The sequence below is a fragment of the Sphingomonas sp. PP-CE-3A-406 genome (assembly GCF_003688625.1).
GTDB lineage: Bacteria > Pseudomonadota > Alphaproteobacteria > Sphingomonadales > Sphingomonadaceae > Sphingomonas.
Genome location: NZ_RCWY01000001.1, coordinates 215,956 through 232,675, shown reverse-complemented (window position 1 = coordinate 232,675; position 16,720 = coordinate 215,956). Strand labels below are relative to the sequence as shown.

Annotated in this window: 14 protein-coding genes; 9 read left to right on the top strand and 5 right to left on the bottom strand. The window is 67.0% G+C overall.

Annotation, left to right across the window (positions count from 1 at the left end; translation table 11 throughout):
* Positions 1–168: 168 nt before the first annotated feature.
* From hpnA to C8J44_RS00905, 7 genes are read left to right on the top strand one after another with little or no spacing between them, the layout of a single operon-like run.
* Positions 169–1,170 (top strand): hopanoid-associated sugar epimerase, encoded by a 1,002-nt coding sequence (gene hpnA, locus C8J44_RS00935; RefSeq protein WP_259466646.1) that lies wholly within the window; start codon positions 169–171, stop codon positions 1,168–1,170.
* The gene (locus C8J44_RS00930) at positions 1,140–2,294 is read left to right on the top strand and encodes a glycosyltransferase (RefSeq protein ID WP_259466645.1); all 1,155 of its coding nucleotides are present in this window, start codon (positions 1,140–1,142) and stop codon (positions 2,292–2,294) included. Before hpnA ends, C8J44_RS00930 begins: the two co-directional genes overlap by 31 nt.
* Complete coding sequence (hpnC, locus tag C8J44_RS00925; RefSeq protein ID WP_404969168.1) at positions 2,291–3,151, top strand: squalene synthase HpnC; 861 nt, start codon at positions 2,291–2,293, stop codon at positions 3,149–3,151. The genes C8J44_RS00930 and hpnC overlap by 4 nt, the downstream gene beginning before the upstream one ends.
* Complete coding sequence (hpnD, locus tag C8J44_RS00920; protein ID WP_121903002.1) at positions 3,148–3,987, top strand: presqualene diphosphate synthase HpnD; 840 nt, start codon at positions 3,148–3,150, stop codon at positions 3,985–3,987. The genes hpnC and hpnD overlap by 4 nt, the downstream gene beginning before the upstream one ends.
* Positions 3,984–5,234: a hydroxysqualene dehydroxylase HpnE gene (gene hpnE / locus C8J44_RS00915; RefSeq protein WP_121903001.1), complete on the top strand. Its 1,251-nt coding sequence runs from the start codon at positions 3,984–3,986 to the stop codon at positions 5,232–5,234. The genes hpnD and hpnE overlap by 4 nt, the downstream gene beginning before the upstream one ends.
* Entirely contained in the window at positions 5,227–7,164 is a 1,938-nt protein-coding gene (gene shc / locus C8J44_RS00910) for a squalene--hopene cyclase (protein ID WP_121903000.1), read from the top strand. The genes hpnE and shc overlap by 8 nt, the downstream gene beginning before the upstream one ends.
* On the top strand, positions 7,161–7,814 hold the full coding sequence (locus C8J44_RS00905) for a phosphorylase (protein WP_183128662.1): 654 nt from the start codon (positions 7,161–7,163) through the stop codon (positions 7,812–7,814). Before shc ends, C8J44_RS00905 begins: the two co-directional genes overlap by 4 nt.
* On the opposite strand, the gene hpnH is transcribed toward C8J44_RS00905, so the two are convergent.
* Both hpnH and ispH read right to left on the bottom strand, forming a co-directional pair.
* The gene (gene hpnH, locus C8J44_RS00900) at positions 7,737–8,882 is read right to left on the bottom strand and encodes an adenosyl-hopene transferase HpnH (RefSeq protein WP_056049552.1); all 1,146 of its coding nucleotides are present in this window, start codon (positions 8,880–8,882) and stop codon (positions 7,737–7,739) included. The two genes, C8J44_RS00905 and hpnH, sit on opposite strands and share 78 nt — an antisense overlap.
* 8 nt (positions 8,883–8,890) lie before the next feature.
* Positions 8,891–9,853 (bottom strand): 4-hydroxy-3-methylbut-2-enyl diphosphate reductase, encoded by a 963-nt coding sequence (gene ispH, locus C8J44_RS00895; protein WP_259466644.1) that lies wholly within the window; start codon positions 9,851–9,853, stop codon positions 8,891–8,893.
* A 258-nt stretch (positions 9,854–10,111) separates the two neighbouring features.
* Between ispH and C8J44_RS00890 the strand changes: the two genes are divergently transcribed.
* Positions 10,112–10,726 (top strand): ABC transporter substrate-binding protein, encoded by a 615-nt coding sequence (locus tag C8J44_RS00890; RefSeq protein WP_121902998.1) that lies wholly within the window; start codon positions 10,112–10,114, stop codon positions 10,724–10,726.
* On the top strand, positions 10,723–11,742 hold the full coding sequence (locus C8J44_RS00885) for a VacJ family lipoprotein (RefSeq protein ID WP_121902997.1): 1,020 nt from the start codon (positions 10,723–10,725) through the stop codon (positions 11,740–11,742). The genes C8J44_RS00890 and C8J44_RS00885 overlap by 4 nt, the downstream gene beginning before the upstream one ends.
* 12 nt (positions 11,743–11,754) lie before the next feature.
* On the opposite strand, the gene C8J44_RS00880 is transcribed toward C8J44_RS00885, so the two are convergent.
* Genes C8J44_RS00880 through dxs form a run of 3 tightly spaced genes read right to left on the bottom strand, consistent with a single transcriptional unit; the run spans position 11,755 to position 16,689 of the window.
* Positions 11,755–14,325 carry an MMPL family transporter gene (locus C8J44_RS00880; RefSeq protein ID WP_121903750.1) on the bottom strand — a complete coding sequence of 857 codons (2,571 nt, stop codon included), beginning with the start codon at positions 14,323–14,325 and terminating at the stop codon, positions 11,755–11,757.
* A 25-nt stretch (positions 14,326–14,350) separates the two neighbouring features.
* Positions 14,351–14,776 (bottom strand): DUF2141 domain-containing protein, encoded by a 426-nt coding sequence (locus tag C8J44_RS00875; RefSeq protein ID WP_121902996.1) that lies wholly within the window; start codon positions 14,774–14,776, stop codon positions 14,351–14,353.
* The gene (gene dxs / locus C8J44_RS00870) at positions 14,773–16,689 is read right to left on the bottom strand and encodes a 1-deoxy-D-xylulose-5-phosphate synthase (RefSeq protein ID WP_121903749.1); all 1,917 of its coding nucleotides are present in this window, start codon (positions 16,687–16,689) and stop codon (positions 14,773–14,775) included. The genes C8J44_RS00875 and dxs overlap by 4 nt, the downstream gene beginning before the upstream one ends.
* Between the last annotated feature and the right edge of the window lie 31 nt (positions 16,690–16,720).

Below are 16,720 nucleotides of genomic sequence, written 5' to 3'. Positions count from 1 at the left end.
TTCGCCCGGATACGTCACGCCGGTCGAACCAGCGGCGCAATTGGAAAAAGGGGCGGCATGGACCGGTATCGCGACGGAAGCGATCCTCGGATGCGGAAGTCGGGATTGCGCGGCGCGACGATGGCCGTAAGGCATTCGGACAACTATGTTCGGTGAAAGTTCGATGCCGTGACCAGATCCAGTGAGACGCTCCTGATCACCGGCGTCGCCGGTTTCGTGGGATCCGCGATCGCCCGGGCGGCAGCGGCGCATGGCATGCCGGTTCGGGGGCTGGTCCGACCATCCAGCACGCGGACCAATCTTGTCGATTTCCCCGGCGGCATCGTCGAAGCGGATCTGCGCGATGCGGCTGCCGTGACGGCGGCGATGGCGGGAGTCCGTCACGTCATCCATACCGCGGCCGACTACCGGATCTGGGCCCGCGATCCTGAAGAGATCGTCCGCAACAACCGCACCAGCACACTTAACGTCATGACGGCCGCGCTGGCAGCCGGGGTAGAGCGCATCGTCTATACCAGCAGCGTCGCGACACTGCTCCCCGACCCTATGGGGGCCGCCGACGAAACCCGCCCCGCCACCGAACAGACCGTCGTCGGCGCGTACAAGCGCAGCAAGGTGGTCGCCGAACGGTTGGTCGAGGCGATGGTCCGCGAGCAGGGCCTGCCCGCGGTGATCGTCAATCCCTCGACGCCGATCGGCCCGCGCGATGTGCGCCCCACGCCGACCGGGCGGATCATCGTCGAAGCGGCGAACGGCAAGATGCCCGCGTTCGTCGACAGCGGCCTCAACCTCGTCCATGTCGACGATGTCGCGCGCGGTCATCTGCTGGCGCTCGATCGGGGCCGTATCGGCGAGCGCTATGTGCTCGGCGGACAGGACGTCGCGCTGGCGGACATGCTCAAGGCGATCGCGACGATGGTCGGTCGTCGTGCGCCGACGGTCCGCCTGCCGCGCGCCCCGCTGTTCCCGCTGGCGTGGCTCAACGAACGACTGGCCGCGGTCACCGGCAAGGACCCGTTCCTGACGCTCGACGGATTGCGGATGGCCAAGCACACGATGTTCTACAGTTCCGCCAAGGCGACGCGCGAACTTGGCTACCACGCGCGGCCGCATGAGCAGGCGCTGGGCGATGCGATTGCGTGGTTCCGACAGGTGGGCATGATCGGGTGATCGGCATCGCCGTATCGACGGTCGCGATCTGGCTGTATCTGGTGCTGGGCAATGGCGGCTTCTGGCTGGCCCGTGAACGCGACACGCGCGACGTACCCCCTGCCCCCGCGCCCAGTGTGACGTCCTGGCCCGACGTCGTCGCGGTCGTGCCCGCGCGCGACGAGGCCGACGTCATCGCGCGCGCGATCGGCAGCCTGGCCGCCCAGGACTATCCCGGCGATTTCCGCATCGTGCTGGTCGACGACGGCAGCAGCGACGGAACGGCGGACATCGCGCGTGACTCCGGTGGCGACCGCCTGACCATCGTGCGGGGCACACCCTTGCCCACCGACTGGACCGGCAAGCTCTGGGCGGTATCGCAGGGGATCGCGAGCGCCGGATCACCGCGCTATCTCTGGCTGACCGACGCGGATATCGCACATGCCCCCGATACGCTGCGGTCGCTGGTTGCCCGCGCCGAGCACCGTGATCTGGCGCTGGTCTCGCTGATGGCGAAGCTGCGCTGCACGCATTGGGCGGAACACGCATTGATCCCCGCATTCGTGTACTTCTTCCAGATGCTCTACCCGTTTTCGCGCGTGAGCGGCCGGGGACCGGGTGCCGCAGCGGGCGGCTGTATGCTGGTGCGCCGTGAGGCTCTGGCCGCAGTGGACGGGATCGGCGCGATCCGTGGTGCGCTGATCGACGATTGCGCGTTCGGTGCGCTGATGAAGACGCAGGGGCCGGTCTGGCTGGGGCTGACCGAGCGGTCGCGCAGCATACGCCCGTATGACGGCATCCGCCCGATCGCGGCGATGATCTCGCGGTCCGCCTACGCACAGCTCGACTATTCGCCGCTCAAGCTGATGGGCGCGGTGATCGGCCTCGCGCTCGTGTATGCCGCCCCGCCGATGCTCACGCTGTTCGCCGACGGGCCTGCCCGCGCGCTCGGGATAGCGGCATGGCTGCTGATGACGCTGTCGTTCCTGCCGATGCTGCGCTTCTACCACCGCTCGCCGTTATGGTCGCCGTGCCTTCCGCTCATTGCGGCTTTCTACACGGGCTGCACCTTGCTATCCGCCTGGCAGCACGGGCGAGGCCGTGGCGGCATGTGGAAAGGGCGCGCGCAGGCTGCGCGGCAATGATGGCAACGGCATCGGATCAGCAGACCGCCGACCTCGCGTCCGGCAAGGATCACACGGGCGAGAACTTCCCGGTCGCCTCGGCGATCCTGAAGCGGGAGCACCGCGCGCCGATCATGGCGTTCTATCGCTTCGCGCGCGCCGCCGACGACATCGCCGACCATCCGACCGCACCCGCCCCCGACAAGCTAGCCCGACTGCACGCCATGCGGCTGGGCGTGACCGGCCGAGGCGACGAACCGCAGGCGTTGACGCTGCACCGGGTGATGGCCGAACGGGGTTTGGACGCGCGCCATGCCAACGACCTGCTCGACGCGTTCGAACACGACGTCACGGTGCGCCGCTATGCCGACTGGGACTCGCTGATCGCCTATTGCCGGCTCTCGGCGATGCCGGTGGGACGTTATGTGCTCGACGTCCACGGCGAGGATCGCGCGACCTGGGCGGCGTCGGATGCGCTGTGCGCGGCGTTGCAGATCATCAACCATCTCCAGGATTGCGGGAAGGATTACCGCGCGATCGACCGCGTGTATATTCCCACGGAGATGCTGGCCGCACACGGCGCGCGGGTCGAGGATCTCGGAGCAGAGGCCGCATCGCCCGCGCTCAGGGCCACGATCGTCACGCTCGCCGAACGCACGCGCGGCCTGCTTGCGACGAGCGCCGGTTTCTCCGCGATGATCCGCGACCGCCGGCTTGCCGCCGAGGTGGCGATCATCCAGAAGCTTGCCGAGAGCCTGACCGAACGCCTGCTGACGCGCGACCCGCTGAGCGAGCGCGTCCATCACGGCAAGCTGGAGGCGGCGTGGCTCGCTGCGGGTGCTGCGCTTGGCAGCCTTGTACGGGGACGTCCGCGATGAATCCCAATACGACACCCGCTGCGCTGCGCGCCCAGGTATCGGGCAGTTCCTTCTATGCCGGCATGCGCGTGCTGCCCAAGGCCGAGCGCGAGGCGATGTATGCGATCTACGCGTTTTGCCGGATCGTCGACGACATCGCCGACGATCAGCAGGGCATACCAGCGGAGCGCGCCGCCCAGCTCGACCAGTGGCGGACCGATATCGATGCGCTCTATGCTGGTGGCGACCCCGGACAGGCGATCATCGTCGCCGAGGCCGTCCGTCGCTTCGATCTCGACCGCGCCGATTTGCACGCGGTTATCGATGGTATGGGGATGGACGTCGCAGGTGACATCCGCTGGCCCCCCGCCGCGACGCTCGACCTGTATTGCGACCGCGTCGCCTCGGCGGTCGGACGGCTGTCGGTGCGGATCTTCGGGATGGACCCGGCGCCCGGTATCGCGCTCGCCTTCCATCTTGGCCGTGCGCTGCAACTGACCAATATCCTGCGCGACATCGACGAGGATGCCGCGATCGGCCGGGTCTACCTGCCGTTCGAACTGCTCAGCGGTGCGGGCATCCCGATCACAGTACCGGCCGAGGTCATAGCCGATCCGCGCATCGATGCCGTTGCGCGCGCACTCGCGACCGAGGCGCATGGCCATTATGCGCAGGCAAACGCGATCCTGGCGAAGCGCCCGCGCGGACACCTGATCGCGCCGCGGTTGATGGCGGCGGCCTATGCCAAGGTGCTGTCGCGGATGGAGGTTGTCGGCTGGGCGCCGCCGCGCACCCGCGTCCGCGTATCGAAGCTGGCACTGCTCTGGACGATACTGCGCCTGAGCCTGACCCGGTGAGTTTTTCCCGCGTGACGATTGCCGGAGCGGGGCTGGCCGGGCTTGCCGCCGCAGTCGCTGCGCACGAGGCGGGGCTGGCCGTCCGGGTGGTCGATGGCGCAGCGCAGGCGGGCGGACGCTGCCGGTCGTATCATGATCCGCAGCTCGGGCTGACGATCGACAACGGCAATCATCTGGTCCTGTCGGGCAATACTGCGGTCACCCGCTTCCGGGCGACGATCGGCGCGACGACCCCACTCGCCGGGCCGGACCATGCCGATTTCGCATTTTGCGATCTTGCGACGGACGAACGCTGGACGGTGCGGATCAACGATGGTCCGGTGCCCTGGTGGGTGATGGCGAAACGCCGTCGCGTGCCGGGCAGCCGTGCGCGCGACTATCTGCCGCTAGCCCGTCTGCTCGGCGATCGGGAGGAGCGGATCGACGCGCGGATCGCAACCGATGGTCCGGTGTGGGCCCGGTTGCTCGAACCCGTGTTGCTCGCCGCGCTGAACACCGCACCTGCCGAAAGTTCAGCGAAGCTCGCAGGCGCGGTCCTGCGCGAGACGATCGCGAAAGGTGGCAAGGCGATGCGTCCGTGCATCGCCGAGCCGAACCTCTCCGGGGCGTTCATCGATCCGGCGCTGGCGTGGCTCGCGGGCCATGCAAGCCCGGTAACGCTCGGCCGCCGCCTTCGCGCGATCGGCTTCGAGGGCGACCGTGCGACTAGCCTGGACTGGGGCGACGGACCGGAGCAGATCGCAGACGACGAGGCGGTGATCCTCGCCGTGCCCGCCTGGACCGCAACCGCGCTGATTCCCGGTCTCGAGGCGCCCGACGAACACCGCGCGATCGTCAACGGGCATTTCGCGTTTCCAGCCCCAACCGGCGCGCCCGCGATGCTGGGACTGCTCGGCGGGACGGCGGAATGGGTTTTCGCGTTTCACGATCGACTTTCGGTGACCGTGAGCGCCGCTGATCATCTCGTCGACCGCGACCGCGAGACGCTAGCACAGGCGTTCTGGGCGGATATCTGCGCCGCGCTCAAGATCGACGCGCCGATGCCGCGCTGGCAGATCGTCAAGGAGAAGCGGGCAACCTTCGCCGCCACGCCCGAGCAGAATGCCAAACGCCCGCCTGCGCGTACCCGCTGGCGCAACCTGTTCCTTGCAGGCGACTGGACCGATACCGGCCTGCCCTCGACGATCGAGGGGGCGCTGCGCTCGGGCGAAACCGCCGCCCATTTGGTAAGGGGCGATCATGCCTGATAACGATCCTAGGCACGCCCCCCCTTCGCTTGCCGCGGTCGAAGTCGCGGTCGACCGCGCTACCGCCGCATTGGCCGCGCAGCAGCGCGACGACGGGCACTGGGTATTCGAACTCGAGGCCGACGCGACGATCCCAGCCGAATACGTCCTGTTGCGGCATTATCTCGGCGAGCCCGTCGCTGCGGATCTGGAAGCGAACATCGGACGCTACCTCCGCCGCATCCAGTCCGAGGCGCATGGTGGCTGGGGCCTGTTCCACGAAAGCGCGTTCGATGTCAGCGCAAGCGTGAAGGCCTATTATGCGTTGAAAATGATCGGCGACGCGGCCGATGCGCCTCATATGGCACGCGCGCGGACCGCGATCCTGGCTGCGGGCGGTGCGGCGGCGAGCAACGTCTTCACGCGGATCCAGCTTGCGCTGTTCGCCGCGGGGCCGTGGGGGACCGTGCCGACGATGCCACCCGAACTGATCCTGACGCCACGATGGTTCCCGGTCCACTTGTCCAAGATGTCGTACTGGGCACGCACCGTCGTCGTGCCGTTGCTCGTGCTGGCCGCCCTGAAGCCGGTCGCCCGCAATCCGCTGGGAATGAAGATCGACGAACTTTACACCGGCGCCGCGGTTCGGCCCGGGTCGAAGGCTGCGGATACGAAGTGGCTGTGGACGGTCGGGTTCAACGCGCTCGACCGGGTGCTGAAGGGCGGCGACCGGCTCTGGCCCAAGCGGATGCGCCGGCGTGCGATCGAGGCGTGCGTCGCGTTCGTCACCGAGCGGTTGAACGGCGAGGACGGGCTTGGCGCGATCTATCCGGCGATGGCGAACAGCGTGATGATGTTCGACGCACTCGGCTATGCGGCGGATCATCCGGCGCGGGCGATCGCGCGGCAGTCGATCGAGAATTTGCTCATCGTCGGCGATGACGAGGCATATTGCCAGCCCTGCGTCTCGCCGGTGTGGGACACCGCGCTCGCGGCACACGCGATGATGGAAGCGGGCTGCGACGACCTGGCCGCAAAGGCGCTTGCCTGGTTGAAGCCGCGGCAGGTGCTGGACGTGAAGGGCGACTGGGCGGACGAGAAGCCCGATGTGCGGCCCGGCGGCTGGGCGTTCCAGTACAACAACGATCATTATCCCGATCTCGACGACACCGCCGTGGTCGTTATGGCGATGGATCGCGCGCAGGCCGGGGCAGCGTACGCTACCGCGATCGAACGCGGCGTCGAATGGACCGTCGGGCTGCAAAGCCGCAACGGCGGCTGGGGTGCGTTCGATGCGGACAACAGCTACGACTATCTGAACAACCTGCCCTTCTCCGATCATGGCGCATTGCTCGACCCACCGACTGCGGACGTCAGCGCGCGCGTCGTGTCGATGCTCGCGCAACTCGGCGAACGCGACGGGCCCCGCATGGCTAGCGCGCTCGCCTATCTGGAGCGCGAGCAGATGGCGGACGGCAGCTGGTTCGGACGCTGGGGCGTCAACTACATCTACGGCACCTGGTCGGTGCTGTGCGCGCTGAACGCGGCAGGGTTTGGACCCGAACACCAGATGGTCGCCAAGGCGGTCGACTGGCTCGAGCGCATTCAGAATGCCGATGGCGGCTGGGGCGAGGATTGCGACAGCTATGCGCTGGATTATGCGGGCTACACGCCCTCGCCGTCGACCGCATCGCAGACCGCCTGGGCGCTGCTTGGGCTGATGGCAGTAGGTAGCGTCGACGGCGATGCGGTCGAGCGGGGGATCAACTGGCTCTCGGCGCATCAGAATGCCGAGGGTCTGTGGGGCCAGGAACATTATACCGGGGGCGGATTTCCCCGCGTATTCTACCTGCGATACCACGGCTATCCGAAGTATTTCCCGCTCTGGGCGATGGCGCGGTATCGCAATCTCAAGCGCTCCAACACGCGCGCCGTCGGGTACGGAATGTGATCCTTGCCGCGTGCGGCCTGCAGCGCGAGGCGAGACTGATCGCAAAGGCGGGGCTGGTCCCGGTGGTCGGCGGCGGCGATGCCGAGCGGCTGGGGGCAGCGCTGGAACGGCGCTGTGGCGAGGCCAGCGCAATCCTGTCGATCGGGCTCTGCGGGGCGTTGGCGGCCGATCTCGACGTCGGCGACGTGGTGATCGATGCCCACGCTGCGGGTCTGAACGCGTGGCTACGAGCCGCCCTTCCCTACGCTCGTACCGGCGCGATCGTCGGACAGAACAGTCCGGCAGCTACACGCAACGACAAACACAGCCTCCATGTCGCCACCGGTGCGCTGGCCGTCGACATGGAGTCGCATGTCGCCGCGCGCGTAGCGCTGCACCAAGGCCTGCCGTTCGCGGCAATCCGCGTGGTGTCCGACGATGCGCGGCGGACCCTGCCGCCCGCCGCGCTCGTCGGCATGCGGCCGGACGGCGGGATGGCACTAGGCGCGGTGCTCAAATCACTCGCCCGGCACCCTGCCCAACTCCCCGCGCTGATCCGCACCGGAATCGACGCGGAGCGGGCGTTCCGCGCGTTAGGCGGCGCGTTGCGCGCGCTTGAAACCCACGGGATCGGCTTCCTTGATCCGCGCAAGTTCCCGCTCGACCTGTGACGCATAGGTCTCGGCAGCGGGACGCTGGTGCGACAGGTCGATATCGGGCTTCATCGGTCCGTCGGTCCGAACGCCCTTCATCGCCACCTTCATGAGCTTGAGCGGATGACGGATCGCATCGGTCGCCGCCGTGCCTTCGAAGCCGCAATGGACCATGCAGTCGGCGCACTTCTCATATTTGCCGACGCCGTATTCGTCCCAGTCGGTGCCTTCCATCAACTCAGCGAACGTCGGCACATAGCCTTCGCCGACGAGGTAGCACGGCTTCTGCCAGCCAAAGACCGTGCGCAGCGGCATCGACCAGGGTGTGCATTCATAGGTCTGGTTGCCAGCCAGGAAATCGAGGAACAGCGGCGAGTTGGTAAAGGTCCATGCCTTGCCGCCATTGCCGCGCGAGAACACGTCGCGGAAGAAGTTCTTTGTCCGCTCGCGGTTGAGGAAATGCGCCTGGTCGGGGGCGCGCTCATAGGCATAGCCCGGCGAAATCGTGATCTCGACACCGTTCGCTTCCATGTCGTCGAAGAACGCCGCGGTGCGTGCCGGATCGGCGCCGTCGAACACGGTGCAGTTGACCTGGACGCGGAAGCCCTTTGCCTTCGCCAGTGCGATCGCATCCTTGGCGACGTCGTACACGCCGTCCTGGCAGACAGACTTGTCGTGGGCGGCCTGGTCGCCATCGAGATGGATCGACCAGGTGAAGAACGGCGACGGCGTATAATCGTCGATCTTCTTCTTCATCAGCAGCGCGTTGGTGCACAGGATGACGAACTTCTTGCGCTCAATGTACCCCTTGACGATCTTCGGCATGTCGCGGTGCAGCAATGGCTCGCCGCCGGCAATCGAAACTGCCGGCGCGCCGCAATCGTCGATCGCCGCCATGCACTCGTCATAGCTCAGCCGCTGGTTGAGGATCGCGTCGGGATAGTCGATCTTGCCACACCCGGCACACGCCAGGTTACAGCGAAGTAGCGGCTCGAGCATCAGGACGAGCGGATATTTGCCGCCCTTGATGTGCTGCTTTACGGTGTACGCGCCGATGCGCGCGATCTGGCTGAGGGGAAGGCTCATGCTCGTTCCTATTCGGCCGCCGCAACGGTGGCGTGGGGCATTCTGAGTTCGGCGGGAAGGCTGAATTCGACATTCTCCTCCACGCCGTCGAGTTGCGAAACGCGCACGGGTCGCAACAGTCGCAGTGCGGCGATCACCGAATCGACGAGTTCGTCGGGTGCCGAGGCGCCTGCGGTGATACCGACCGCGGCGACGCCGTCGAGCCAGACCGGATCGACGCTGTCGCCGTCATCGACCAGATAGCTCGGTATGCCCATCTCGGCACCGATCTCTCGCAGGCGGTTCGAATTCGAACTGTTGGCCGCGCCGACGACGATCAGCAGATCGCTGACCCGCGCCAGATCGCGTACCGCAGTCTGCCGGTTCTGGGTAGCGTAGCAAATCTCGGACACGTCCGGCCCCTCGACATCGGCGAACCGCGCATGCAGCGCCATGATGACGCCGCGGGTGTCGTCGACGCTCAGCGTGGTCTGCGTGACGTAGGCGATCGGCGTGTCGACCGGGATCGACAACGCCTCGACCTCCTCGGGGGTCGAGACGAGATGCATCGGCGCGTCGACCTGCCCCATCGTGCCGATCACCTCGACATGACCGGCATGGCCGATCAACACGATCGTGCGTCCCGACTTCGCATAGCGACGCCCCTGGATATGGACCTTGGTGACCAGCGGGCAGGTCGCGTCGAGTACGGGGAGTTCCCGCAGCCGCGCCTCCTCCTGCACACTGCGCGCGACGCCATGGGCACTGAAGATCGTCACCGCACCGGGCGGGATCTCGGTCAGGTCCTCGACGAACACCGCGCCCTTGCGCCGCAGCTTGTCGACGACGTGCCGGTTGTGGACGATCTCATGTCGGACATAGACGGGCGCAGAGTAGCGCTCGATCGCCTTTTCGACGATGTCGATCGCGCGGACCACGCCGGCACAAAAACCACGAGGTTGCGCGAGGATCACCTGAAGCGGTGTCGTCACTGTAGCGGGGGAACGATCGATGCTCCCATCGGTGGTTTGCAAGACCGCCATGTCCTTTCCGTCATCACCGAGGCATGGCGTCCGAATTCAAACCGCCTCTGAATGTTGCGCCATAAGTAACCATTGCGCCCCTGTGGCGAAAGGTCAAAACTTCGACGCGGTTCCGGAGCCTCCGAATCCCGCCGCCTATTCGCTTTCTGGACCTGGCACGCGCCTGTCGGTATGCGACGATGCAATCAGTTTTTCGGAGAAACCCGCATGCGATCCCCGCTCCAGATCCTGCTGTCCTCGGCCGTCCTGCTGCCTTCGTCGCTGGTTGCCGTTGCACCGGTATCGGCGCAGGCGGGCGATCCGGCTCAGGCACCGGTCAAGGCGCTCGACGACGGTCTGCTTGGCATCATGAAGAGCGGCAAGCCGGCGGCCGCCCGCGCTACTGCGATCGGCCCGGTCATCGATCGCAGCTTCGACCTGCCGTTGATGACGCGGCTTTCGGTCGGCGCGGGCTGGACCACGGCCAGCGCAGCGGATCAGACCGCGCTCGTCGCAGCCTTCCGCCGCATGACGATCGCGCAATATGCCAAGAACTTCGACAGCTGGTCCGGGCAGGCCTTTACGATGGATCCCAGGGTCGACACGCGCGGTGGCGACCGCCTGGTCCGTACGACGCTGTCGAGCAAGTCCGGTAGCCCGACCGCCTTGTCCTATCGCCTGCGCCAGAGCGGCGGCAGCTGGAAGATCATCGACGTCTTCTACCGCAATTCGATCAGCCAGTTGGCGACGCGCCGTGCCGATTTTGCAAGCGTCCTTCAGAGCGGCGGGGCCAAGGCGCTGGTCGGCCATCTCGACAGTCTCGCGGCGAAGAGCGCCAGGTGACCCCAGCGATCGCGGCACTGCTGCTGGCCGGGGTTTCGCAGGCCGCGCCCCTCCCCCAACCTGCGCCTCCGCCGGCGCAGGTGGGCGAGGCGCCCGCCGCTTCGCCCCCAGCCGCCACACCGCGCGGCCGTCCCCGCAATGCGCGCGGGGATACGCTCGAACATTTCAATCGTCGCATGTTCGCCACGCAGCAGGGCTTCGATCGGCGGCTCTTTCGTCCCGCGGCGATGGGATACAAGCATGTCGTGCCCCAACCGGTGCGATCGGGTATCCGCAACGTCTTCAGCAACCTGGGCGAGCCGATCGTCTTCCTGAACTATCTGCTCCAGCTGAAGCCGGGCAAGGCCGCCGAGACATTGGCCCGCTTCATGTTCAATTCGACGCTTGGGATCGGCGGGCTGGTCGATGTCGCCAAGCTGCCGGCGATCAAGCTGCCACACCGGCCCAACGGGTTCGGCAATACGCTGGCACTCTACGGGGTGAAGCCGGGGCCCTATATCTTCCTGCCGTTCGTCGGGCCGTCGACATTGCGCGATCTGCTCGGCGGACAGGCTGACGGACTGGTGCTGCCGCTGGCGGTCGGATCGCCGTTCGACCGGCTCGAATACCAGGCGCCGCGCGCTGTCCTGACCGGGCTGGACACGCGGGCGGAGGCGGACGACGATCTGCGTGCATTGTTCGCCGGTGCGGTCGATCCGTATGCGACGCTGCGATCGGTGTACCTGCAAAATCGGGTAGCCGAGATCCAGCGCTTACGGGGAACCAGGGCGAAGGCAGCCGGTGGCGAACTGGACGACCCGCTGGCAGATCCGGCGAGTGGCGCTACGGTACCAGCGTCGGATGCTCCCGAACTTTCGGACCCATTGGCCGATCCTGCGGCAACGTCTTCGCCGACGGCGACGCCAGCGCCATCGGCACCTGACTCCGCTCCAGAGCTTGCCGATCCGCTGACCGACCCAGCCGCGCCTCAGGCGAATCCCCGAACACCGAACCCGCCCTCAACGCCATTACCCTGACCTCCGTCAAGATTACCGAGCCTTGGAATCCGCCCCCTTGCGGGGCGGGCCCAGCAAGGCGGGTTCAAAGATCAACGCACAGACGAGCGTCCAGGCGAGCGAGATCATCAGGATCTTGCCCATGCTGGCGGTACCCGGATGGTGCGACAGCCACAGGCTGCCGAACGCGGTGCCGGTGGCGAGCGCGCTGAACACGATCGCGCGCGCAAGGCTCGATTGCAGCAGATCGGTCGCGCCGCCACGCCACGCCATCACGAAATAGATGTGGAACGCGACACCGACGCCGAACAGCAACGGGAAGGCGATGATGTTGGCGAAGTTGATCGGCTGGCCAATCACGACGCAGGTGCCGAGCGTCAGGAAGATCGACAGCACCACCGGCGCCAGCGTGAACGCCACCTCCTTCGCATCGCGCAGCACGGCGAACAACAGCAGGCTTACCAGCACGAGCGCGATCACGCCGGCCTGCACGAACGCGCCGGCGATCGTGAACGCGGCCGCCTGGGTCGCGACCGGCAGCCCCGATGCGTTGGGAGCGATCGCAGTCACCGCCGTACGGAACCGCTCCATCACGCGGTTGTCGTTGGCATTGCCGGAGGGGAACACCGAAACCCGGTACTGGCCGGTCGGGGCCTGCCAGTCGCGGACCAGCGCCGGTGGCAGCGTCGCGCGCGTCACGCCCTGTGCCTGCAACGCCGCACGCGCCTGATCGAGCATGACCGCGAGCGGTTGCGACAGCATGTCGTCCACCCGGTTGCGTACCGTGGGCTGCGCGGCGGCAAGCCGATCGAACGCATCGGCCAGCCCCGAACGATCGCCAGCCTGGCGCAGCTTGGCGGTGACGGCCCGTAACGCAGCGACGCGCGTGGCATCATCGGTGCGGGGGGCGACATCGAACGGGTTGAGCGTGAGGTCGAGCAGGACGTTGGCATCGCCGATCGCCGCCAGCTTCACCGGCTGGTCGACTGGTACGAAGCTGTCGATCGAGATGACCTGCTTCACTTCGGGAAGGCGGCTCAGCTGCCGGGTCAGTGCGACCACGCGGGCATGATCCGGGGCGAGGATATCGATCGTGTTGGGCGTCCGCGTCGGATCTCGCGTCAGATCGGCGAGCGTGCGCATCGCCGGACCGTTCGGATCGCGCAGATGGAGCGGATTGAAGTCGAAGGTGACGAACGGCAGCAGCGCGATACTGGCCAGCATCGCCACGCCGAACGCCCATAATACCGTCCGCCGCCGCGTTTCGAGCGCGCGGTCGATCGGTGCAGCCCAGGCGAACCCGACCTCGCGGGTCGGTGGCCCCGGGCGCAGGAGCAGCACGAGCGCTGGGAGCAACGTCACGCTGAACGCCAGCGCGATCACCATGCCGAGCCCCGCGATCACGCCCAGCTCGGCGACCCCGATATACGCGGTCGGCAGGAACGCACCGAAACCGAGAAAGACCGCGCCGGCCGCGAGCAGCAATGGCGCGCCGAGCGCGGTCGCCGCGCCGCGCAGAGCGTCCGCAGGGCTGGCACCGTCGACCCGCTCGGCATTGAACCGCACGCAAAGCTGGATCCCGAAGTCGACGCCGAGACCGACGAACAACGGGATGAACGCGACCGAGATCAGGTTCAGGCGACCGACCACCGCCATCCCGACCGCGGTGGTGACGACCAGACCGACGACGATCGTCGCGACGATCGCGGTGACCAGCCGAACCGAACGGGTCGCGAGCCAGAGCGTCACCAGCATCGCCGCCAGCATCACCAGCCCGACGACGCCGATATTCTCCTCCAGCGTCGCGAACTCCTCGTCCGCCAGCGGTACCTCGCCGGTCAGGCGGACGTCGACACCGTGCGCTGCGTCGAGCCGCAATGCGCGGGAGGCTGCGGCGACGGCACGGGCGGCCTCCTTGCCGGGGGTCAGAGAGCCGTAGTCGAGCACCGGCCTGACCAGGATCAGCCGACGAGCCGGTGCGGCAAGCGCGGAACTGCCGTCCGCGAACAGCGTCTGCCAGGAGAAGAACGCCGGCTTGCCCGCGAGGACGCGATCGGTCGCCTGCGCGAGCGCGCGCATCGGCGGATCGATCTGCGCCAACGTCGCCGAGCCGGCAGCCACCCCGTCGAGCATCGTCGACAACGCGCCTGCGACACCGTGCAGCGACGGATCTGCAGCAAGCGGCCCAAGCATCGGTTGCGCCGCGATCAGCGCCGCGGTCGCCTTGCGGACGTCGTCGGGGGAGCCGAACAAAAGGCCTTCGCGCGCGAAGAAGTCGCCGCCATCGGGTCGGCGCACCAACTGGAAATGTCGCGGGTCCGCCGCCAGCTTCGCCGACAGCCGGGCCGCGCCATCCTCGGCGAGTTCGGGCGTCCGGCCATCGACGACGATCAGCATCGCGTCGCGCAACTGCGGGAACGCGTCCTTCATCGCGCGCTCCTGACGCCGCCAGTCGACATCGGGCGAGATCAGCGCGCCGGTATCCGTCGTCATCGTGAAGTGCGTGGCGGTGAACAGCAGCGCGAGCAGCGCGGTGAGCAGGCCGAGCGTGGTCGTCAGCCAGGGCCGGCGGATACTGATCGACACGAGGCGCGGGACCAGCATCCGCAGGGTCGAAGATATCGTCACGTCAGAGGAAGTACCGCAGTTTCAGCGCGATCGTCTGCGCGCGCCCATCGAACGCGAAGACGGCAGCGGCCCATTTCGGCGGCGCCATCCGGATCGGCGCATCGTTGGAGAAGCCGACGCCTTCCTCGGGAAGACCGAACAACGCGCGGTCGACCTTGCCGTTCGCGTTCGCGTCGTGGAACGCCTGTACCGCGTAAGTGCCGGCAGGCAGGCCGCGGACGGTCACGGTCGTCATACCCGCCTGCGCCGGTGCCACCCCCGACCACGGGCAATCCTCCTTCAGGAATTTGGCTTGCGGGCAGACGTCGACATGCACGCGGCCCTTGGCGTTGCGGACATTGCCGACGTGCACCGTCAGGACCCCCTCCGGTGGCGGCGCAGCGCCCACCAGCAGGATGAGCAATGCAAACGCAGCGACACGCTTCACGCCGACATGCCCGCAGCCGCGATATTATGCCTGAGGGCTTTCAGCACGGTGTCGACCAACGCCGTCGCGTCGAGCCCGGCCTGTGCATATTGGCGTTCCGGCTTATCCTGATCCTGGAAGACATCGGGCAGACGCAGCGTGCGCACGGTCAGACCGCCGTCCAGCAAACCCTCGTCCGACGCCATCGTCAACACGTGCGCGCCAAAGCCACCGACCGAATTCTCCTCGATCGTCACCGCGACTTCGTGCGTGGTGAGCAGCTTGCGGATCAGGTCGACGTCGAGCGGCTTAGCGAAACGGAGATCCGCTACCGTCGTGCTCAGCCCCTTGGCTTCGAGGATTTCAGCGGCCTTGAGCGCTTCCTCGAGACGCGTGCCGAGCGACAGGATCGCGACGGTCTTGCCCTCGCGAACGACGCGGCCCTTACCGATCTCCAGCAGTTCGGGCGTCTCGGGCAACGCGACGCCGGTGCCGTTGCCGCGCGGATAGCGCACAGCGATCGGGCCGGTGTCGTACTGCGCCGCAGTGTGGGTCATGTGGACGAGTTCGGCTTCGTCCGCCGCCGCCATCACGACGAAGTTCGGCAGCGTCGCCAAGTATGTGACGTCGAACGACCCTGCGTGAGTCGCGCCATCCGCACCGACCAGGCCGGCGCGGTCGATCGCGAAACGCACCGGCAGGTTCTGGATCGCGACATCATGCACGACCTGATCGTACGCGCGCTGGAGGAACGTCGAGTAGATCGCGCAGAACGGGCGCATCCCTTGCGCGGCGAGGCCTGCGGCAAAGGTGACGCCATGCTGCTCGGCGATACCGACGTCGAAGAACCGGTCGGGATAGGCCTTGGCGAACGCGTCGAGCCCGGTGCCCGATGGCATCGCCGCGGTGATCGCGCAGATTCGCGGGTCCTTCGCGGCCTCGGCGACGAGCTGCGCGCCGAACACGTTCTGGTATTGCGGCGGCCCCGGTGGCGCCTTGGTCTGCACGCCCGAGATCACGTCGAACTTCTGGACGCCGTGATACTTGTCCGCGGCGGCTTCGGCGGGTGCGTAGCCCTTGCCCTTTTTGGTGACGACGTGGACGAGGACCGGGCCCTCCTCCGCGTCGCGGACATTCTCGAGCACGGGAATCAAATGTTCGAGGTTATGGCCGTCGATCGGGCCGACATAATAGAAGCCGAGTTCCTCGAACAACGTGCCGCCCATCGTCATGCCGCGGGCGAGTTCATCGGTCTTGCGGATCCCGTCCGCGATCGGCTTTGGCAACCGCTTGGCGAGTTTGCGTGCCAGATCGCGGAACCCCAGGAACTCGCGACTGGACACGATACGGCTGAGATAGGCCGAGAGACCGCCGACCGGTGGCGCGATCGACATGTCGTTGTCATTGAGGATCACCACCAGGCGGTTACCCGCCTGCGCGGCGTTGTTCATCGCCTCGTACGCCATGCCCGCGGACATCGCGCCGTCGCCGATCACCGCGATGCCCTTGCCGGGCGTCCCCGCGATCTTGTTGGCGATCGCAAAGCCGAGCGCGGCCGAGATCGACGTCGACGAATGTGCTGCGCCGAACGGGTCGTATTCGCTCTCGCTACGCTTGGTGAAGCCGCTAAGCCCGCCGCCCTGGCGCAGCGTGCGGATCCTGTCGCGGCGTCCGGTCAGGATCTTGTGCGGGTAGCATTGGTGACCGACGTCCCACACCAATCGGTCGCGCGGGGTGTCGAAGACATAGTGGATCGCGGTGGTCAGCTCGACCACGCCGAGGCCCGAGCCGAGATGCCCGCCAGTGGTGCCGACCGCGGAAATCGTCTCCGTACGCAGTTCGTCGGCGAGCTGGCGGAGCTGGTCCGGGTGCAACTTGCGGAGGTCGGTGGGTGTCGAAACGGTATCGAGCAGCGGGGTCGCGGAAGAAGCCATGGTCGGTTCTAATCCACCGGTTTCGCGAATA